15 protein-coding genes are annotated in these 20,559 nt (G+C 71.8%); 7 read left to right on the top strand and 8 right to left on the bottom strand.

Annotated elements, in window-relative coordinates:
• Positions 1 to 114: 114 nt before the first annotated feature.
• Positions 115 to 1,515, bottom strand: coding sequence for a D-alanyl-D-alanine carboxypeptidase/D-alanyl-D-alanine endopeptidase (gene dacB, locus ACGFI1_RS27120; RefSeq protein ID WP_392789042.1), 1,401 nt, complete (start codon positions 1,513 to 1,515; stop codon positions 115 to 117).
• A gap of 138 nt (positions 1,516 to 1,653) precedes the next feature.
• On the opposite strand from dacB, the gene ACGFI1_RS27115 reads away from it, so the two are divergent.
• A complete protein-coding gene (locus ACGFI1_RS27115; RefSeq protein ID WP_131943154.1) occupies positions 1,654 to 2,145 on the top strand; it encodes an inorganic diphosphatase in 492 nt (163 codons plus the stop codon).
• Positions 2,146 to 2,271: 126 nt separating this feature from the next.
• Here ACGFI1_RS27115 and ACGFI1_RS27110 read toward each other — a convergent pair whose 3' ends face one another.
• Entirely contained in the window at positions 2,272 to 3,549 is a 1,278-nt protein-coding gene (locus ACGFI1_RS27110) for an NlpC/P60 family protein (protein ID WP_392789039.1), read from the bottom strand.
• Positions 3,550 to 3,664: 115 nt separating this feature from the next.
• Positions 3,665 to 5,431 (bottom strand): hypothetical protein, encoded by a 1,767-nt coding sequence (locus ACGFI1_RS27105; protein ID WP_392789037.1) that lies wholly within the window; start codon positions 5,429 to 5,431, stop codon positions 3,665 to 3,667.
• Positions 5,432 to 6,009: 578 nt separating this feature from the next.
• Here ACGFI1_RS27105 and ACGFI1_RS27100 point away from each other — a divergent pair.
• Both ACGFI1_RS27100 and ACGFI1_RS27095 read left to right on the top strand, forming a co-directional pair.
• On the top strand, positions 6,010 to 6,909 hold the full coding sequence (locus ACGFI1_RS27100) for a helix-turn-helix domain-containing protein (RefSeq protein WP_392789034.1): 900 nt from the start codon (positions 6,010 to 6,012) through the stop codon (positions 6,907 to 6,909).
• Positions 6,906 to 9,428, top strand: a complete 2,523-nt coding sequence (locus tag ACGFI1_RS27095; protein ID WP_392789031.1) for a VIT domain-containing protein — start codon at positions 6,906 to 6,908, stop codon at positions 9,426 to 9,428. Before ACGFI1_RS27100 ends, ACGFI1_RS27095 begins: the two co-directional genes overlap by 4 nt.
• Before the next feature lie 9 nt (positions 9,429 to 9,437).
• Here the strand turns inward: ACGFI1_RS27095 and ACGFI1_RS27090 are convergent, their stop codons facing one another.
• Together ACGFI1_RS27090 and ACGFI1_RS27085 are read right to left on the bottom strand one after the other, a co-directional pair.
• The gene (locus ACGFI1_RS27090; RefSeq protein ID WP_392789028.1) at positions 9,438 to 9,749 is read right to left on the bottom strand and encodes a hypothetical protein; all 312 of its coding nucleotides are present in this window, start codon (positions 9,747 to 9,749) and stop codon (positions 9,438 to 9,440) included.
• Positions 9,750 to 10,025: 276 nt separating this feature from the next.
• Positions 10,026 to 11,495 carry an MFS transporter gene (locus ACGFI1_RS27085; RefSeq protein WP_449202374.1) on the bottom strand — a complete coding sequence of 490 codons (1,470 nt, stop codon included), beginning with the start codon at positions 11,493 to 11,495 and terminating at the stop codon, positions 10,026 to 10,028.
• Positions 11,496 to 11,570: 75 nt separating this feature from the next.
• Here ACGFI1_RS27085 and ACGFI1_RS27080 point away from each other — a divergent pair, with 75 nt between their 5' ends.
• Positions 11,571 to 11,951, top strand: a complete 381-nt coding sequence (locus ACGFI1_RS27080; RefSeq protein WP_387078858.1) for a MarR family winged helix-turn-helix transcriptional regulator — start codon at positions 11,571 to 11,573, stop codon at positions 11,949 to 11,951.
• 842 nt (positions 11,952 to 12,793) lie between these two features.
• Positions 12,794 to 13,216 (top strand): Fur family transcriptional regulator, encoded by a 423-nt coding sequence (locus tag ACGFI1_RS27075; RefSeq protein ID WP_386876187.1) that lies wholly within the window; start codon positions 12,794 to 12,796, stop codon positions 13,214 to 13,216.
• Positions 13,217 to 13,307: 91 nt separating this feature from the next.
• Here the strand turns inward: ACGFI1_RS27075 and katG are convergent, their stop codons facing one another.
• The gene (gene katG, locus ACGFI1_RS27070; RefSeq protein ID WP_392789023.1) at positions 13,308 to 15,536 is read right to left on the bottom strand and encodes a catalase/peroxidase HPI; all 2,229 of its coding nucleotides are present in this window, start codon (positions 15,534 to 15,536) and stop codon (positions 13,308 to 13,310) included.
• 32 nt (positions 15,537 to 15,568) lie between these two features.
• Positions 15,569 to 15,961 (bottom strand): Fur family transcriptional regulator, encoded by a 393-nt coding sequence (locus tag ACGFI1_RS27065; RefSeq protein WP_274704612.1) that lies wholly within the window; start codon positions 15,959 to 15,961, stop codon positions 15,569 to 15,571.
• Between the two features lie 276 nt (positions 15,962 to 16,237).
• Between ACGFI1_RS27065 and ACGFI1_RS27060 the strand changes: the two genes are divergently transcribed.
• Both ACGFI1_RS27060 and ACGFI1_RS27055 read left to right on the top strand, forming a co-directional pair.
• Complete coding sequence (locus ACGFI1_RS27060; RefSeq protein WP_392789021.1) at positions 16,238 to 16,831, top strand: lytic polysaccharide monooxygenase auxiliary activity family 9 protein; 594 nt, start codon at positions 16,238 to 16,240, stop codon at positions 16,829 to 16,831.
• 145 nt (positions 16,832 to 16,976) lie between these two features.
• Entirely contained in the window at positions 16,977 to 18,458 is a 1,482-nt protein-coding gene (locus ACGFI1_RS27055) for a hypothetical protein (RefSeq protein ID WP_392789019.1), read from the top strand.
• Between the two features lie 392 nt (positions 18,459 to 18,850).
• Here ACGFI1_RS27055 and ACGFI1_RS27050 read toward each other — a convergent pair whose 3' ends face one another.
• Positions 18,851 to 20,557 (bottom strand): FAD-dependent oxidoreductase, encoded by a 1,707-nt coding sequence (locus ACGFI1_RS27050; RefSeq protein ID WP_392789017.1) that lies wholly within the window; start codon positions 20,555 to 20,557, stop codon positions 18,851 to 18,853.
• Positions 20,558 to 20,559 lie beyond the last annotated feature (2 nt).

Raw genomic sequence — 20,559 nt, 5'->3', positions numbered from 1 at the left:
CGCACCCCGCAGGCCCAGCCGCGCTGCGCACAGCAAGACCAGCCGCAGCGCACACCGCAGTTCCAGCGGCACCCGCGCACCGCAAGACCAGCCGCGCCCGCGCACCGCAGGGCGTCAGCCGCAGCCGCAGGAGGCGACGGTCGCGGCCAACTGGTCCAGCTTGCCGGGATCGACCGGGCCCTTCCCGTCCCCCGCCATGAAGGCGAACGCGAGCAGCCGCCCGTCCGCGTCGTATGCGAGCCCGGCCAGCGTGCTGACGCCCGCCAAGGTGCCCGTCTTGGCGCGGACCATGCCTGCGCCCGCCCGGCTGCCCACCGTGGTGTAGCGCGGCGGGCTCAACGTCCCCGAGAACCCCGCGACCGGCAGTCCCGTGATGGCCGCACGCAACTCCGGGTGCTTCTCGCCGGCTGCGAGCGAGACGATCCTGGCCAGCGCCATCGGCGAGATCCGGTTGCGCGGCGACAGGCCGCTGCCGTCGTTGACCGAGACGCCCTCCGCCACACCGAGCCGGCCCAGGACCTGCTGGACGGCCTGCGCCGCACCCGCGAACGTCGGCGGACGCCCCAGCTTGATGGCGACCTGGCGGGCCACCGCCTCGGCGACGTCGTTGTCGCTGTCGGTCAGCAGGTGCTCCACCAGAGCGGTCATCGGCGGTGAGTGGACGATGCCGAGCCCCTCAGCGCCGTCCTGCGCCACCGTCCTCCGTCCTGCCTTCGCCTTGATGCCCTGCTTGGACAGCAGGTACGCGAACTGCCTCACCGCAGTGGCGGGTGGGTTGGAGATCCGTGTCTTCTTGGTCGGGTCCGTCGGGGAGACGCGGCCCTCATCGACCGTCAGAGCGGTCACAGGCGCGACCTCACCGTCCGGCAGGTAATTCGGCTTCCACCCAGCCGCCGTATAAGGGCCCTGGTACGCGGACACGTCGTAGTCAACGCGCGCCTGCTGCACACCGGCGGCCTTCAGCGCGGCGGCCGTCTGGCGGGCCAGGTCCAAGAGGGACGCATAGGGCGGATGCCCCGCCCCCGGACGTGGCGGCAGGGCCGTCAGGGTAGGATCCCCGCCTCCGACCAGTACGATTCCGCCGCCGGTACCGCGCACGACCCGGGTGGCGATCCGGTACGCGGGGCCGACCGTGGCCAGCGCCGCGACCGAGGTCGCCAGTTTCGTCGTCGAGGCGGGGGTGGCGGGCCGATCGGCACCCAGCGCGTACAGGGACCGGCGCGTCTCGGCGTCGACGACCACCGCGCTGATCTTCGCCTTCGGCCCGCCGATCAGCGGCGCCAGCCGTCCAGCCAGGACGGAGGGGTCCGGCGCCCGGCCCGACGCGGGATCGGCCGCGGGGGCCACGACCGCGGACGCCGGAACGCGCACCGGGTCGCGCTCCGCCACGCTGGGGGGCTGCGGGGACAGATGACGCTCGGGTGTGAGTTTCGCCACTGCCAGCCCGGCGGCGACGGTGAAAACGTTAAGGAGGGACAGCGACAGGATCACGAGGGCCCGGCCCCGTCCAGGCACGTGACCGCCCCTCTCCCACTCAGCACTCACCAACGTGCGACATCCTTATACGAGGGAACACTCGCCCTGTGGGGCCGGCCTCACCCACGGGCTCCCGGAAGACTATTCACTGCGAGCGCGCAGGGAGCGGAGGACATCTTGGATTTCGACGTCACCATTGAGATCCCGAAGGGCCAGCGGAACAAGTACGAGGTGGACCACGAGACGGGGCGCATCCGGCTCGACCGCATGCTGTTCACCTCGACGCAGTACCCGGCCGACTACGGGTTCATCGAGGACACCCTAGGGGAGGACGGCGACCCGCTGGACGCGCTCGTCCTGCTGCAGGAGCCGACGTTCCCGGGCTGCCTCATCCGCTGCCGCGCGGTGGGCATGTTCCGGATGACCGACGAGGCCGGTGGTGACGACAAGGTCCTGTGCGTCCCCGCCACCGACCCCCGCATGGAGCACCTGCGCGACATCCACCACGTCGCCGAGTTCGACCGCCTGGAGATACAGCACTTCTTCGAGGTCTACAAGGACCTGGAGCCCGGCAAGTCCGTCGAGGGCGCCAGCTGGGTGGGGCGCGTCGAAGCCGAGCTGGAGATCGAGCGTTCCCGGAAGCGCGCCGCGGACCAGGGCGGCCACTGAGCGCCGGGGCCGGGAGTCGCAGACGGCGCTGATCCGCTCCCGCCGCCCCCGCGACACGATCCCGTAAGGACCCTTCCGCGCGGAACGCCGCGCGGAAGGGTCCTCGCCGTCCATGGGCACCACGGCTCATCCCGAGGGACGGGTGGCACCGATCAGGTCACCCCGGTGAATGCTGGACACGCGGACCTCGGCCCCCGTGTAGGGCGCCTCCACCATCTGGTCGTCGCCGATGTAGACGCCGACATGGTGGATGGTGGCGGGGTCGGACGAGTCCGTGGCGAAGAAGACCAGATCCCCCGGACGCAATGCGCTCGTGGACACATGCGGGCCCGACGTCCATTGGGTACCGGTCCAATGGTCGAGCCGTACACCGGCCTTGTCCCACGCGTACATGGCGAGGCCCGAACAGTCGAAGCCGACCGTGCCCGCGCCTTGAGCGAACCCCTGGCTGGGCCCGAACATGTTGCCTCCACCCCACGCGTACGGGGTGCCCAGCCATTTCAGCGCCGCCCGGGCCGCGATGGCACCGCGCGCGGCGGACGAGGTCAGTCCTGTGGCCGGAGCCCCTGAGCCTGCGAAGGCGGAACGGGCCTTGCGCGCCTCCGCCTTCTCCCTGGCCCTTTCCCGCGCGCGCTTGACGCGAGCAGCATGGGCTTTGGCATCGCCGAGCCGACGCTCAAGGCGCCGCTTCTCGGCTTCTATGCGTTGGACGGACGCCTGCTGCCTGGCCACCGCCTCCTCCGCGAACCGCTTGGCCTCGTCGGCCCGCCGAGTCACGGTTTGCTGCTCCTCGAAGGCGGCCTCCGCCTGGCGGCGGAACACGTCCGCGACGTTCTTGGACGCCTCCAAGCGGCCGACCATGGCCGCCCGCCGTTGGGTGAGCATCTGGACCATCCCCGCACGGTCCATGAAGCCCTGGGGGCCGCCATCGCCGACAAGCGCTGACGAGATCTGGTCGTAGCCGGTGTTGTCCTGGTAGACCCGGGCCGCGAACGACGCCAGTTCAGCCCTGCTCTCCTCCACCCTCCGGTCCGCCTCGGCAACACGGCCTTGGGTGTCCCAGTACGCGCGCTGCGCGCGTTGCAGCTGCACCCGCTCGCCGTTGTATCGCTCTATGGCGGTCTCCGCGGCGACGCCGAGCCTGTCGAGTTCCCCGTCCGCCTGCGCAAGCTTGGCTTTCGTCCGGCCGACTTCGGCCGCCCGTTCCCGCACTTGGCGTTCGGTCCGTTCGAGGTCCTTCGCGCTAGGGCCGGGGTCGGCGGACGGACGCGCTGACGCGGCCGGCACCAGCAGGCTCATGCCCATGGCCAGGCCGGAGCCGAAGGCGACCACCCGCAGCATCGTGTTCAGGGCGGGGGGCCGCACCGCACGGCGGTGGCGGGTGTCTGCTGCGCCAGTTGCCATGAGCACGTCCTCCCCCGGGGATGCACTGCTTAGCGCAAACGATCACCTACGAAGAGTAGTTGACTCGGGCAATGGTCGGTACGCACACCACTCCAGGGCAGCCGTTCACGTCCCGTCATCCGGTGGCTGTCGGCTCCACGCTCGGTGGGTTCTCGTCGGACGGCCGTCCAGTCGGAGACGGTGTGGCCTCAGGGGCTGTGCCAGGGGGCGATGCCGGCGCAGGGGTCGATGGTGTCGGTGTCGGCGCCGGCTGACTGCTGCCGGGCGGCTCCGTATCCGTCGGTGTCGGCTGAGGGCTTCCCGGTCGTTGCGTCTCTGGTGGCACAGAGGGGCTCGCCGAATTGGAGCCCGTCGGCGTAGGCGATGGGTCTGGGTCGGGGTCGGGCGGTGCGTCCTTCCGCCAAGTGACGTGCATCTGGACGCCGCCCGGTCGGAAGGTGACAGTGCCGGCCCCACGGTCGTCCGGACCGCGCGAGACGTGGACGTGCAGGGTCACGGTCTGCCCGGACTGAAGACGGCCAGAGGACGGCTGTATCTGAACAGGTCCCTGGGTGTTCGTCTGCCAGGCCACCGGTCCGTCTTCCGCTCGCACCTCTACGGAGCCGTCCGAACCTCCTGCCAAGTCCAGGTAGAGCGGCGAGACGACCAGGACGCCCGCAGACGTTGTCGGCTCGGTCCCGGAGACTGGCACCGGCGGCGGTTCGGGCACGGCCGTCGGAGGTGCGGACGAGGCGCGCGCGCCGAACGGGAACGTGGCCGACACAGGGACGGCGTCAAGCGGCCCGGGTCCGTCCGGGCTCATCTCAGGCGGTCGCCTGGTCTCCGGTGTCTGAGAGATGCCTGGCACCACGGTCGGCTGCGGACCGGCGGCCGTTTCGGCTGGGTTCCCGTTGGTGCCCAGCACTCCGTACATCGACGCGACCCCACCGCCGGACAGGAACGCCACCACCGTGAGCACCATCGCGGCACGGACGGCCTGCGCGCCGATCCCCGCCGGTGCGGCGGCTGGCGCCTTGCGGAAACGGCCGAGCCATGAGCCTCCGCCGCCCTGGCGGGTGCCCCGTCTCGACCGCAGGTCCTGGACGGGGAAGCCATCGGAGGTGAACTCCGTGACGCGGGTGGCGACGAAGAGCCTGTAACCCACCAGCTCGGGGTCCAGAAAGCAGCTCATGACACGGAGCCGTAGTTCCGCTGCCGGACGCGCGTCCGGCAGCAGCCCGTACACCTTCCTCGCCGACACGGAGCGGGGACGGAGCGAACCGCAGACGGAGCAGGCTTCCGCGTGCCGTCTCAGCCGTCCGCTCAGGTCGTGATCGAGCTCGCCGGACCGTTCTCGCAGCAGCAGCGCACGCCTGCCGCAGCCATAAGGCCCCTGTTGCACGAGCATCTCCGCGACCAGCGCGTCCTCCAGCTCAACCCGTGCGAGGTCCAGCGCATCTTGGGCGCCTTTCAAGGACAGGCCCAGAACCACGGCCAGGTCGGGCACCGGCAGTCCATGCCTGATGCTCAGTTCCAGGATCTCCCGCGAGATCGGACGTAACGCCAGGACCGCGTGCCAAGCGGTGATGCGCTGGTCGACGTCCTCCTGGTCGTGGCTGGCGACCGGCATGTCCGGGGTCTTGTTCCGCAGCGGCATGTGCCGAGCGCACTCCAGCCTGGCGATGGCATAGAGCCACGCCTTGAACCGATGAGGATCGCGCAGCTTGCCGATGTGCGCCTCCGCCACGATGAACGTGTCGCGCAGGGCGACCTGCGCCGTGTCGCGGCAGCGCAACTGGAACCAGCAGTACGCGTAGAGCCGGTGGGCATGTGCGTCGTACACCGCGGCCGGGGCGCTGGGATCGCGCTCGCGTAGCGCCTCGACCAGGAGATGGTCGTTCATACCGGAAAAGGTAAAGGCTCTTCGCGTTCTTTACTGGCCATTTCAGAAGATCCAACTGGGATACCGAACCCCATTCATGTACCACTCATGGCAACTCCGACGGAGTGTCGCAATAGAGCGGTTTGCGCGCTTTGACCGACATACTGCAACTATCGCACGCTTGCTATGACCAGCACAGCATCTCGATGAGCGCCTCTACTGCGACACAGAGTGAAGTGTCGGAATCGGACCACTTGCCCTACAAATGATCATTCCAACATCAACGAAATCGGCCTTTCGCGCGCCGATCATCAGCCGGAGCGAGGGGCTCTGCCGCACTCGATGAGAGATCATCGGAGATCGCCAATATCGCGCACATCGCCCGGCCCCACGGGCCTCCCGCCCACTCCAGACCTCACCGACCGAGACGTCTCCCGCGAATGGCTCCCGGGCATCGCCCGACCCGACAGGCCCTGCCGTCCACTCCGGCGCGAGGCAGGCACCCCCGCGTCCCCGACGAACGCCGGCGCGACCCCCTCATCGAAACGATCACCCAATCGTAGTTGACAGTGTCACGATGACAGTGTCATCATCGAGCCATGGACGGTACCTGGACCATCGGCGAACTGGCGGAACGCGCCGCCGCCGCTCTCGCGGCGGAGGGAGCCGCGCAGGTCAGCGGCCGGGTGCGCGACCTCCCCAACGCCCGGCTGATCCGCTGGTACACCACGATCGGCCTGGTCGACCCGCCGCTCGCCCGGCGCGGCCGCAACGCCCTGTACGGCCACCGCCACCTCCTCCAGCTCGTCGCGGTGAAACGCCGCCAGGCCGAAGGCCGCTCGATCGCGGAGATCCAGCTCGAACTCGCCGCGGCCCCCGACGAGACGCTCGCCCGAATAGCCGACCTCCCCGCCACCGACCTCCCCGCTTCCCCCGCCCTCCCCGCGGCGCCGGCTCCACACAGAACCGCCACGCCGTCCACCGACCACCGCCTCTCTCACCCCCAGAGCGGCTCCCCTTCGGCCACCGGAGGGACGGGCGAGGCTGACACGGCCGCAGCATCCAACGAGGCAGCCGCAGCAGCAGGCGAAGCAGAAGACCCGACTCCCCCGGCAGACCCGCCGGGGGCAGCCCCACTCGCTGGAGGAACGCGCCCGCCAGACAGCGGTGCGGCCCCGCCGAACGGAGAGGCGAGCTCGCCAGACAGACGGGGCGCAGAAGCAGGCGACGCCTTCTGGAAAACCCGGCCGGATGTGTCGCACAAGCCGGCGACCGTCGCCGCCGAATACGGGCGACCGCTCCCGCCGGTCGTCCAAGGGGTCCAGCTCGCGTCCGGCGTCACCCTCCTGCTGGACGGTGCCGTGCTGGCCGAAGACGACCTCGCCGCGATCGAGGCCGCCGCGCGGCCACTGCTCGAAGTCCTGCACCGCCGCGGCCTGTTCAGCCCCGCCGAAAGCCCCGCATTTCCGCCCGACGCTCACTTCCGGAGGTCCCCGTGACCGTGCGCATCCTGCCGCTACCCGAGACCGAACAGCCCCCGGCGTCCGACCGCGGTCTGGGCGCGCTCAGCACCGACAAGGGCAACCTGCCGCTCGACACCGTCGAGGTGCACGCGTCGATCACCGGCCTCGCCGCCGGCATCGAGGTCGTCCAGGGTTTCCGCAACCCGTTCGACATGCCGCTCGAGGCCACCTACATCTTCCCCCTGCCCGACCGCGCCGCCGTGACCGCGATGCGCATGGAGGCCGCGGACCGGGTCATCGAGGGCACGCTGAAGGAGCGCGGCCGGGCGCGGCAGGACTACAACGACGCCATCGCCTCGGGGCAGCGCGCCGCGATCGCCGAAGAGGACCGCCCCGATGTGTTCAGCATGCGGGTCGGCAACATCCTGCCCGGCGAACGGGTGACCATCCGGCTGGAACTCGTCCAGCCCCTGCCCCACGAGTCGGCCTCCAGCGCCACGTTCCGCTTCCCGCTCGTGGTGGCCCCCCGCTACATCCCGGGCGCCCCCCTGGACGGTGAACGCACCGGGCCCGGCATCGCGGACGACACCGACGCGGTGCCGGACGCCTCCCGCATCAGCCCGCCCGTCCTCCTGCCCGGCTTCCCCAATCCGGTTCGCCTTTCCGTCACCGTCGACATCGACCCGGCCGGGCTGCCCCTGACCCAGATCCGGTCCGCGCTGCACGTGGTGTCCGAAGCACGCGAGGGCGAAGGAGCGACCGTGCGGCTACAGCCGGGCGAGCGCCTCGACCGCGACTTCATCCTCCGGCTGGACTTCGTCCCTCGCGAGACCGCGGCCCTCTCCTTGGTCCCGGACGAGCCCGCGACCCGCCCCCAGGCGCCGACCCCCTCCACCGCCTCGGGCGACTCTGCCCTCTCCCCCGCCCAAAAGGAGACCGCGACCCGCTCCGTCAGCCCGGACGTCTCCGCAGAAGGGACGGTGCAAGAGGGGACGTTCACGTTGACCGTGCTGCCGTCCGGCGACGCCAGGCCGAGCCCGCGCGACGTGGTCCTCGTCCTCGACCGCTCGGGGAGCATGCAGGGCTGGAAGATGGTCGCCGCCCGCCGCGCCGCCGCCCGCATCGTCGACACGTTCCGCGGTGAGGACCGGTTCGCCGTCCTGTCCTTCGACAACGTCATCGAACGCCCACGCGACCTCGGCACGGGCCTGGTCGACGGCACCGACCGCAACCGGTTCCGCGCCGTCGAGCACCTCGCGGCACTGAACGCACGCGGCGGCACGGAGATGCTCAGCCCGCTCGACGAGGCGTGCCGGCTGCTCGCCGAGTCCACCCGCGACCGGGTGCTCGTCCTGATCACCGACGGCCAGGTCGGCAACGAGGACCAGCTGCTCGCCCGCCTGGAGCCGGGGCTCCGGGGCATCCGGGTCCACACCGTCGGCATCGACCGGGCCGTCAACGCCGGCTTCCTGAACCGCCTCGCCTCCATCGGCCGGGGGCGCTGCGAACTCGTCGAATCGGAGGACCGCCTCGACGAGGCGATGGAGCACATCCACCACCGGATCGCCGCCCCGCTGGCGACCGGCCTCACCCTGCACGCCGACGGCCTGGAGATCGTCCCGGACTCCGTGGCCCCGTCCCGGCTGGGGGCGCTGTTCCCCGGTGTGCCCCTGGTGATCGCCGGCCGGTTCCGCGGCGACCCGTCCGGCTCGATCTCCGTCCGGGGCACCGCGTCCGACGGGACGCCCTGGGAGCAGCGCGCCGACGGCACCGTCTCCGCGCACACCGCCGCCACGTCCATCTGGGCCCGCGCCCACCTCCGCGACCTCGAAGACCGCTACACGGTCGGCGGCCCCGACGATCTGGAGCAGCGCATCGTCGAGACCTCACTCCGCTTCGGCGTCCTGTGCCGCTTCACCGCGTTCGTGGCCGTGGACAGCCGGGTGGTGACGGAAGGCGGCACACCGCACCAGGTCGTCCAGCCGGTGGAAACCCCCCAGGGTTGGGCGACGCCCGAGGCGGCCCCCATGGCCGCACCCGCTGCCTACTCCGCCCAGTCGTACGGATTCGCAGTGCCTCCGGCCATCAGCGGCCTACCGTCGGCACCCGCGGGAGGCCCACCGCCGGCACCCGCCGGCGCTCCCCCGCCGCCCCCGCCTTCCGCGCGGCCCGGAGGCGCCTTCGGCCGGGCAGCCGGACGAGGCTCGGCTCCGCGCCGCGCCCGCCCCGTCCCCGCGCGGCCCGCCCCTGCGCAGCCCGACTTCCAGCAGGAGCTGACCAACGTCCTCAACCGGCTACGCCAGGTCCCGGACGACCAGCGGGTCCACCATCTGCTGAGCGAACTCCTCCCCATCCTGGAGTCGATCGTCCAGCGCATGGAGGCGCAGCGCCTGGACGCCACGCCTCTGGCGGCCCTCCGCGATGACCTGCGCCGCCTCCAACCCACCGCGGACGAGGCCACCATCGCGGACCACTGGGCTCGGGCCCTCCAGGTCCTGGCCGACCTCACCGGAGAACCCGCCCCGCGCCGCCCCTTCTGGAAGCGCCCCAAGTAGCACTCCACATCACCGCCACGAGGGCGACCCAAGGTCACCCTCGTGGCGGCCCACAAGCACCCAAACCAGCCCGACGACGACCGCGCCGCCGGTCGCGGACTGGGTGCCGAGCTGCGCGGCGAGCTGCCCGACCTGGAGCGCGACTGTCGCGCCGAGCGACAGCGACACGAGGATCACCGGGTTGCTGGTGACCTGGGCGAGGAACCACGCCTGCTCGGCGAACTCCCATGCCGAGGTGCGCACGTCCCAGGTCAGGTCGGACGAGTTGCTGCTGGCGTCGCGGGTGGCGCTGGGCGCGGAGATGACCACGGCGGGGCGCACGGTCGCGGGCGGGACCTGGCCACGGCGGGGCGCACAGTCACGGGCGGGACCTGGCCACGGCGGGGCGCACAGTCACGGGCCGGACGTGACCACGGCGGGGCGCACGGTCACGGGCCGGACGTGGCCACGGCGGGGCGCACGGTCGCGGGCCGGACGTGACCACGGCGGGGCACACGGTCACGGGCGGGCCGTGGGGGATGCGTGCCCTCAGGTGGGTGGGGGTTAGGGAGCGGGGGCAGCCTTTGGGGAGGCCGCCCCCGGTTGAGGAGTTGCTGGTCAGGTGCGGTTGCGGCGGAGGAGGGGGATCAGGTTGAGGGCGAGGCCGATGACGGCTACTGCGCTCACCAGGTTGACGCCGGGGTGGAACTCGGCGAAGCCGTCGCCGCCGGCGGCCGTCCCGCCGGCGACCAGGGCGGTGACCAAGGCCAGGACGAGGGCGGCGCCGACCTGGCCGGAGGTCTGTACGAGGCCGGACGCCAGGCCCTGCTCGGAGTCGTCGATCCCGTCCGTGGCCTGCGCCATGATCGAGCTGAACCCGAACGCGAATCCGCCGCCCAGCAGGAGCATCGTCGGCAGGATCGTGAACGCGTAGTGCGGGGTGTTTCCCGCCGTGGCCAGGAACCAGCCGTAGCCGAGGCTGAGGGACGTCATGGAGCTGATGATCAGGCGAGGCGTCCCGTACCGGTCGATCAGCCGTCCGACGAACGGCGAGCCGAAGGCGACGAGGAGCCCGGCGGGCAGCAGTCCCATGGCCATCTTCAGCGGCGACCAGTGCAGGACGTCCTGCAGGTAGAGCGTCATCATGAACTGGAAGCTCAGGTACGACCCGAACAGCGCGACGATGCTCAGGTTGGCGCGGACGATGGCGCCGATCCGCAGGATGCCGAGCCGGATCAGCGGGTGCCGCACCTTGTTCTCGGTGACGAAGAATCCGACCAGCAGAACCGCCGCGAGGACGATCGAGCCCACGGTCAGGGGGTCGAGCCAGCCGCGGTCGGGCGCCGAGACCACGGTGTAGACGGCGAGCAGCATGCCGCCGGTGAGCGTCACGGCACCGACGATGTCGTGGCCGCCGCCGGCTGCGGGCTTGTCCCGCGGGATCAGCGCGTAGCCCGCGATCAGCGCGATGACCGCGAGTGGAACGGGCGTCAGGAACGTCCAGCGCCAGCCGAAGCTGGTCAGCAGCCCGCCGAGGATCAACCCGGACGAGTAGCCGCTCGCGCCGAAGACGGAGAACACCGACAGCGCCCGGTTCCGCGCGGGTCCCTCATGGAACGTGGTGGTCAGGATGGACAGGGCGGTGGGCGCCGTGAACGCGGCGGCGAGCCCCTTGACGAAACGGGTGACGATCAAGAGCGTGCCGTCGTTCACCAGGCCGCCGATCAGTGACGCGACGGCGAACACGGCGAGCGCGGCAAGGAAGATCCGGCGGCGTCCCAGCAGGTCGGCGGTGCGCCCGCCGAGGAGCAGCAGCCCGCCGTAGCCGAGGACGTATCCGTTCACGATCCACTGCAGCGACGTGGTGGACAGCCCGAGCTCGGCGCCTATCGACGGCAGCGCGACGCCCACCATCGAAACGTCGAGTCCATCGAGGAACAGCACGGCGCACAGGACGGCGAGGACGCCCCAAAGACGAGGGGTCCAGATCTGTTCGGCCGGCGCGCGGTCGGCTACCGGCGGACGGCGGGTGGAGACAAGTGAGGTGTCGGTGATAGCCACGGCGCAGGACAGTACATGCACATGCATCAAATGTCCACGCACAAATTTCTGCAGAATTTAATGCTCGCGCATCTGATGCGCACGCATGGTATGATGCGCGGCATGGAGGCGAACGCTGCTCTAGTCGAGCGCTGGCGCGAGCTTGCGACCTGCTACAACACGGTCGCCTGCGCCTTGGAGCGGGCCCTGCAGGACGCTCACGGCCTGAGCATGAGCGAGTACGAGACGCTCGACCGCCTCGTCGATCTCCACTGTGAGAAGCGCCGCATGCAGGAGATCGCTGCGGCGATGTACCTCAGCCAGAGCGCCCTGTCCCGTACGGTCGCCCGCCTGGAGAAGAACGGCTACGTCGTCCGGGATCTCTGCAGAGACGACCGCCGTGGCGTCTTCGTCCAGATCACCGAGGAAGGCCGCCGCCACCACGCCGAGGCCCGCGAAACCCACCTGAAGATCCTCACCGAGCACCTCACCCCCTCCACCTGAGCCCGCCCGCACACCCCTGAGCCCCGCACCCGGAGCCGCCGCGCCTTCCGAGCCCCCGCGCCTTCCGAGCCTGCGCACCCGCAAGCCCGCACACTCCGGCCCCGAATCCCCACGCCCGGAAGCGCTGCGCCCTCCAAACACCACGCACCCGGAAGCCCCGCACCCGGAAGCCGCCGTCTCCGGAAGCCCGGCGCCCTTCGAGCCCCGCCCCCCTCTGAGCCCGCGCACCTGGAAGGCGCCGCGCCTGGAAGCGCCGCAGCCTCCGACCACCACGCCCTCCAAATACCACGCACCCCGAAAGCCCGGCCCCGGGAAGGCACCGCCTCCGGAAGCCCGGCGCCCTACGAGCGCCGCACCCTCTGAGCCCGCGCACCCGGAAGGCGCCGCGTCCGGAAGCGCCGGACCCTCCGACCACCACGCCCTCCAAATACCACGCACCCCGAGAGGCCGGCGCCCTTCGAGTCCCGCACCTCCCGAGCCCGCGCACCCGGAAGGCGCCGCGTCCCGAAGCGCCGTGCCCTTCGGATCCCGCACGCCCTGAGCCCGGACGCCCGGAAGTGCTGCGGCCTCCGGGCCCCTCGTCCTCCAGCCCCCGCCCGGGCCCCCACATTCGAGGCCCCCGGCATTCGAGCTCCGAGCGCATGAGTCTTCGGTGGCCGTGCTGTGCTGCCTTGGTGCCGTGCTTCCCTGACCGCGCCGTCCTGTGGGTGGAGGCTGGGTGGGGGTTGGGCCGGGGCTGGGGGTTCGGGGGGAGTGTTCAGGCGGGTTTTCAGGGAGTTAGGGGGCCTCGTTTACACTTTTGTCATTCGTTGTCGCAAATCGTTCGCGTGTAGAGGTGGGGCATGGCAGCGTCGCGGAGCACCGCTGAGGAGTTGCGCGGTGTCGGGCTGCGGGTGACGGCGGCCCGCGTCGCGCTGCTGGAGACTGTCCGGGACGGTGACCATCTCGGGGTCGAGGCGATCGCGTCCGGGGTGCGGGACCGGGTGGGGCACATCTCGGTGCAGGCCGTCTACGAGGCGCTTCACGCGCTCGCGGCGGCGGGGCTCGTCCGGCGGATCGAGCCGGCGGGGAGTCCCGCGCGGTACGAGGGGCGGGTCGGCGACAACCATCATCATCTGGTGTGCCGCAAGTGCGGGGCGGTCAAGGACGTCGACTGCGCGGTGGGGCATCCGCCGTGCATGGAGCCGGTGGACGACGCCGGGTACCTGGTCGACGAGGCCGATGTGACGTTCTGGGGCCTGTGCCCGCAGTGCCGGGCCGAATGACGATTCTGGGGCCTGTGCCCGCAGTGCCGGGCCGAATGACGACGGCCGGGCCGCCCCCGCGGGGACGGCCCGGCCGCGGCGGTCGAGCGGATCAGGCGAGGTCGAACCGGTCCAGGTTCATGACCTTGTGCCACGCGGCGACGAAGTCGCGCGCGAACTTCTCCTTGGCGTCGTCGGCGCCGTAGACCTCGGCGACCGCGCGCAGCTCGGAGTTCGAGCCGAACAGCAGGTCGACGCGGCTGCCGGTCCACTTGACGTCGCCGGCGGCGTCGCGGCCCTCGAAGACCTCGGCGTCCTCGGACGTCGGCTCCCACGTGATGCCCATGTCGAGCAGGTTCACGAAGAAGTCGTTGGTCAGCGTCCCGGGCTTGTCGGTGAACACGCCCAGCTTGGACTGCTGGTAGTTCACGCCGATGGAGCGCAGGCCGCCGACGAGAACCGTCATCTCGGGGGCGCTGAGGTTGAGCAGCTGCGCCCGGTCGACGAGGAGGAACTCGGCCGGGAGCCGGTTGCCCTTGCCGACGTAGTTGCGGAACCCGTCGTGGGTCGGCTCCATCTCGGCGAACGACTCGACGTCGGTGTGCTCCTGGGACGCGTCGGTGCGGCCCGGCGTGAAGGGCACCTCGATGTCGTGGCCCGCGTCCTTGGCGGCCTTCTCGACGCCCGCGCAGCCGGCGAGGACGATCAGGTCGGCGAGGGAGATCTTCTTGCCGCCGGTCTGGGCGGCGTTGAAGGACTCCTGGACGCCTTCGAGCGCGCGCAGCACCTGCGCCAGCTCGTCGGGCTCGTTGACCTCCCAGCCGCGCTGCGGCTCGAGGCGGATGCGGGCGCCGTTGGCGCCGCCGCGCTTGTCGCTGCCGCGGAAGGACGCGGCCGACGCCCACGCGGTGGTGACGAGCTGCCGCACCGACAGGCCCGTCTCCAGGACCTGCCGCTTGAGGGCGGCGACGTCCTCGGCGTCGACGAGCTCGTGGTCGACGGCCGGGACCGGGTCCTGCCAGACGAGGTGCTCGGACGGGACCTCCGGGCCGAGGTAGCGGACGACCGGGCCCATGTCGCGGTGGGTCAGCTTGAACCAGGCGCGCGCGAACGCGTCCGCGAACTCGTCGGGGTTGTCCTTGAACCGCTGGGAGATCGGCCCGTAGATCGGGTCGAAGCGCAGCGACAGGTCCGTCGTGAGCATCGTCGGGTGGGTGCGGCCGCCCGGGGTGTGCGCCATCGGGACGGTGTCGGCGCCGGCGCCGTCCTTGGGACGCCACTGCCAGGCGCCGGCGGGGCTCTTGAACAGCTCCCACTCGTAGCCGAACAGGATGTCCCAGAAGCTGTTGTCCCAGGTGGTGGGCGTGTCGGTCCAGATGCCCTCCAGACCGCTGCCCATGGCGTCGTCGCCCTTGCCGGTGCCGTGGGTGCCCTTCCAGCCGAGGCCCATCTGCTCCAGCGGCGCGGCCTCGGGCTCCGGCCCGACGTTGACGTTCGGGTCGGCGCCGTGCGTCTTGCCGAAGGTGTGGCCGCCGGCGATCAGCGCGACGGTCTCCTCGTCGTTCATCGCCATCCGGCGGAACGTCTCGCGGATGTCGCGGGCCGCGGCGATCGGGTCCGGGTTGCCGTTGGGGCCCTCCGGGTTGACGTAGATGAGGCCCATCTGCACGGCGGCGAGCGGGTTCTCCAGCTCGCGGTCGCCGGTGTAGCGCTCGTCGCCGAGCCAGGTCTGCTCGGGGCCCCAGTAGACGTTCTCGTCGGGGACGTAGACGTCCTCGCGGCCGCCGCCGAACCCGAACGTCTTGAAGCCCATCGACTCCAGGGCGACGTTGCCGGCGAGGATGTACAGGTCGGCCCAGGAGAGGCTCTTGCCGTACTTCTTCTTGACCGGCCAGAGCAGCCGCCGGGCGCGGTCGAGGAGGACGTTGTCGGGCCAGCTGTTGAGCGGGGCGAAGCGCTGCTGGCCGGAGCCGCCGCCGCCGCGGCCGTCGTGGATGCGGTAGGTGCCGGCGCTGTGCCAGGCCATGCGGACCATGAGCGGGCCGTAGTTGCCGAAGTCGGCCGGCCACCAGTCCTGGGAGTCGGTGAGGAGCGCGGCGATGTCGGCCTTGACGGCGGGCAGGTCGAGGCTCTTGAACGCCTCGGCGTAGTCGAAGTCCTCGCCGTAGGGGTTGGTCGCGGGCGGGTTCTGGGCCAGGGTCTTCAGGTTGAGCTGGTTCGGCCACCAGCCGCGGTTACCGCCGCCCTGGGTCGGGTGCGGGGCGCGCGTGTGCGCGACCGGGCAGGCGGCTGCGCCTTCCGCGTTCGCGTCATAGACAGTGGCTTCGTTGTTCTCAGCCATGTGCTTCCTTCCAGGACGAAGCAGGGGATGGATCAGGTGGAGCAGTCGGGGCACAGGCCCCAGTAGACGACCTCGGCCTCGTCGACGGAGAAGCCGTGGTCGTCGGCGGGGGTCAGGCAGGGGGCTTCGCCGATGGCGCAGTCGACGTCGGCGATGACGCCGCACGACCGGCACACGACGTGATGGTGGTTGTCCCCCGTCCGCGACTCGTAGCGGGCCACGGACCCGGACGGCTGGATGCGCCGCACCAGGCCCGCCGTCGTCAGCACGCGAAGCGAGTCGTACACGGCCTGGTGGGACACCTTCGGGAGATCCTCGCGCACCGCTCCGATGATCGAGTCGGTGTCGGCGTGGGGATGCGCGTGCACCGCGCGCAGCACCGCGAGCCGCGGCCGGGTCACCCGCAGAGCGGACCCGCGCAGCATCTCCGTGAAGTCCCTGGACGCCATCACGCTCACGAGAGTGGCCCATTTTCTGGAATCAGTCAAGTTTTGGAGGAGACCAAGTTTTGGCGGTTCGGACGGCCCGTCCTGTGCGCGGCGTGCCGGGAAGTTGGCCCGGCGTGACGGGCCCGCGGCGGCCGGTTGACGTGGGCGGGGCCGATTCAGCTTCCTGGGAGGACCCGGGCCGCGCCCGCTCCGTGGGCCGTCCCGCCGCCGTCCATCTCCAGGTCTCGTACCTCCCCGCCAAGGAGAAGCAGGATGCCAAGGAAGACCAGCCTCGCCGTGGCCGCCGCCGTGACCGCCGGCCTGCCGCTGGCGCTCGCCGTGCCCGCGTGGTCGCACGGGTACACGACGTCGCCGCCGAGCCGCAGCTACCTGTGCGGCACCCACCAGGTCCGGAACTGCGGCCAGGTCCAGTGGGACCCGGACGGCGTCGAAGGGCCGAAGGGGTTCCCGCAGCGCGGGCCCCGCGACGGCGAGATCTGCGCCGGCGCCGACGGGCGGTGGGCTCCGCTGGACGACCAGCGCGGCGGCACCGGCTGGCCCGCGACGACGGTGGCGGCCGGCCAGCCTTTCAGCATCGTCTGGCAGTTCACCGCGCGGCACGCCACCACGTCGTTCCGCTACTTCCTCACGAAGGACGGCTGGGACAGCACGCAGCCGCTGACGCACGCCGCGCTGGACCTCACGCCGTTCATCCAGTCGAACTACAGCGGCCGGCTGCCGTCCAACCCGACGACCCACAGCGGGACGCTCCCGCAGCGCCACGGCAGGCACATCATGCTCGCGGTCTGGGACATCGCGGACACCGGGAACGCCTTCTACCAGTGCTCCGACCTCGACTTCGGCTGACCACCGGCCGCCCCGGGCCGCGAAGGGCGGGACCGGGGGCCGCGTCGGCGCGACGTGCGGTCTCCCGGTCCCGTCCGAGTCCGGCCAAAGGACCACCTTCCGCCGACAGGAGGTGCAAATCGGGGCGTTTCACTAGGATGCTCGCGTGCGCGAAGATCAAGAGGTCCCGGACGACGGCGTTCTGACCGCGCCGCTCCTGCCGCCGGACGGCGGCCCCGGCGAGGCCGCCGCCGCGGAACCGCTCGCCGAAGCACCGCCGGAGGCACCGCGAGAACTACGCGCCCATGCGCCCATGGAGCCGCCGCCGAAGACGCCCGAAGAGGCACGCGCGCAGGCTCTCTCCGCCGAGGCGCGCGCGCACACGCCCGTAGCGAGCGGCGTGCAGACGCCTGTAGCGAGCGGCGTGCAGTCGCCTGTAGCGGGCGGCCTGCAGACGCCTGTGGCGGGCAGCGCTCAGACGCCAGTGGGAGGCGGTGTGCAGACGCCCGTGGTGCGCGATGCGCCCGCGCCCGTGACCGAGACCGACCCCGCCCCTGTGCGCGCGTTCGGGCAGGACGTCGACCGGCTCGGGAAGCTCGTCGGCCAGCTCTCCGCACTCGCCGCCGCGCTCGGCGACCGGCTGGACGGCGAGGTCCGCGCCGCGCTGAACGACGCCGAGCACGCGCTGGCCGAGGCGCGCGGCGCGCGGCAGGCGTCCGCGGCGGCGGACGAGCGCGCCGAGCAGGCCGAGGCCCGCGCCGAGGCGGCGCGCCGGGAGGCGGCCGAGGCGCGGGAGGAGCTGGAGAAGGGGCTCGCCGCCGCGAAGGCCAGCGTCGCGGCCGCGCAGGAGAGCGAGGCCAACGCGTGGAAGGAGGCGGGCGCCCACCAGCAGGCCCGCGCCACGTCCGCGAACGAGGCCGCGCACGCCGAGGGGCTCCGCAAGCGCGCCGAGGCGGCGTGGAGCACCGAGCACCAGGCGCGCGGCGAGGCCGAACGCGAGCGCGACGACCTCTCCACGCGGCTGGCCGCCGAGCAGAGCGCGCTGGCCACCACCCGCACCGAACTGGCCGAGGCCCGATCCAAGCTGGAGGCCGCGGCCGACGCCGAGCGGCGGCTGCGCGCCGAGCTGAGCGTCGTCCAGGGCGAGGTCGCGGGGCTGACCGTGGAGCGCAACGCCGCCGCGGGCCGCGCCGAGGAGCAGGCCACCCGCGCGAAGCGCGCCGAGCAGCTCGCCGACTCCGCGGAGGAGCGGATCCTCAGCGCGATGGCGCGCGCCGACCGGGCCGAGCAGCGCGCGGACGCCGCCGAGGAGCGGGCCGACGCCGCCGAGGTCCGCATCGACCGCGACGCCACCACCGTCCGCGGGTTGCAGGACACCTTGCGGGCGGCCCTCGACCTCCCGGCCGTCGAGGAGCTCGACGACGGCCACGGCGTGCGGGTCGGCGAGTCGGCGGCGGTCGTCGCCCGTCCCGGCGGGCTCGTCGGCGTCGACCAGGTGCCGGACGTCATGGACGGCGAGCTGGCCGGCCGGTTCGCCCGCGCGATCCTGGCCGTCCGCGTCTACCAGGCCACGCAGCGCCCCGCCCCGGCGGACACCACCGAACAGGACGACGACGCCGAACAGGCGGACGCCGACTCCACGGACTGACCGAGCCCGCGAGACGCGGCCGTCCGCAGACCACCGAAGGTCTTCTGACGGCCGGGGCTGATGCCACGGCAAAGCGTCGGGCGGCGATCTCCGTACGGCTGCGCAGCACCTCGACCTCGGCAGCGGTAACGATCATCTGGCGATCGCTAGGGCGTGTGGCAGGCGGCGATCTCCGTGCGGCTACGCAGCGCGTTGGCCTCGGCGGCGGTAAGGATCATCTGACTATCGCTAGGGCGTTCGGAGGGCGGCGATCTGCGTGCGGCTGCGCAGCGCGTTGGCCTCGGCGGCGGTAACGATCATCTGGCGATCGCTAGGGCGTTCGGAGGGCGGCGATCTCCGTGCGGCTACGCAGCACCTCGACCTCGGCGACGGTATCGATCATCTGGCTACCGCTAGGGGGTTCGGAGGGCGGCCGGGGCGCCGGACGGGACGGCCGGGGACGCGGGCATGACCCTCTCGACGCGCTGGTATGGGGTGCCGGGCTCGGGGCGCGGGTCCTTGTCGCCGCGGTTCGGCCAGAACGCCATCGCGCGCTCGGCCTGGGCGGTGATCGTGAGGGACGGGTTGACGCCGAGGTTCGCGGTGACCGCGGAGCCGTCCACAATGTGCAGGCCGGGGTACCCGTGGACGCGGTGATACGGGTCGATCACGCCGTCCTCGGCGGTCTCGCCGATGACGCAGCCGCCGATGAAGTGCGCGGTCGTCGGGATGTTGAACAGGTCGAACCAGGTCCCGCCGGGGGTGGCGTCGAGTTCCTCGGCGAGCTTGCGGACGGCGTCGTGCGCGATCGGGATCCAGGTCGGGTTGGGTTCGCCGTCGCCCTGCCGCGCGACGAGCCTGCGGCGGCCGAGGCGGCCGCGCTTCTCGCCGATGGTGATCGAGTTGTCGGCGGTCTGCATGACGAGGGCGATGACGGTCCGCTTCGCCCAGTCCTTGAGGGACAGGCCGCGCAGGATGATCGTCGGGTGCCGGGCGGCCTGCCCGAGGAACTTCAGCCAGCGGGGCGGGCCGCCGCCGTCGACGAGCAGCGTCCGGATGACGCCCATCGCGTTGTTGCCCGCCCCGTACCGGGTGGGTTCGATGTGGGTCTTCTCGTCCGGGTGGAAGGACGAGGTGATCGCGAGGCCGGTGCTGTGGTCGACGTCCTTCTTGCGGTGCCACACCGTCATGCGCTCGACGCCGAGGAGCGCCTCGGAGTTGGTGCGGGTGAGTTCGCCGAGGCGCGGCGACAGGTCGGGGAGGCGTCCGGCGGCGCGCATCCGGTGCAGGAGCCGCTGCGTCCCGTACGTCCCGGCGGCGAGGACGACGTGCTCGGCGGTCAGCGTCCGGCGGCGCTTGCGCAGCGGCCCGGTGTGTTCTGTCCCGACCTCGTAGCCGCCGGACGCGCGGGGCGCCAGTGACGTGACCGTCGTGTCCGGGACGACCCGGACGCCCGCCTTCTCCGCCAGGTACAGGTAGTTCTTGGTGAGCATGTTCTTCGCGCCGACCTTGCAGCCGATCATGCAGGAGCCGCAGCCGGTGCAGGTCGTCCGGCGGGGGCCGGCGCCGCCGAAGTAGGGGTCGTCGGCGTCCTCGCCGCCCTTCTCGCCGAAGAACACCCCGACCGGGGTCGGGTGGTAGGTGTCGCCGACGCCCATCCGCTCCGCGACGCGCTTCATCGCCTCGTCGGCGGGGGTGACGAGCGGGTTCACGGTGACGCCGAGCATGCGCCGGGCCTGGTCGTAGTACGGGTTCAGCTCGTCCTGCCAGTCGGTGATGTGGCCCCACTGGCGGTCCTTGAAGAACGGCTCCGGCGGGACGTACAGGGTGTTGGCGTAGACGAGGGAGCCGCCGCCGACGCCCGCGCCGGCCAGCACGAGCACCCCGGCCTTGCCGCCGACCAGGTGGACGCGCTGGATCCCGCGCATCCCGAGGCGCGGCGCCCACACGTACTTGCGCAGCCGCCAGGACGTCTTGGGGAGCGTGTCCTCGTCGAACCGTCTGCCGGCCTCGATCACCGCGACCCGGTAGCCCTTCTCGGCCAGCCGCAGCGCCGACACGCTGCCGCCGAACCCCGAGCCCACCACGATCACGTCGAAGTCGTAGGCGTCATCGGGCATCG

Source organism: Actinomadura geliboluensis, assembly GCF_043197915.1.
Lineage (GTDB): Bacteria > Actinomycetota > Actinomycetes > Streptosporangiales > Streptosporangiaceae > Spirillospora > Spirillospora geliboluensis.
This window is presented reverse-complemented; position numbering and strand designations above follow the sequence as displayed.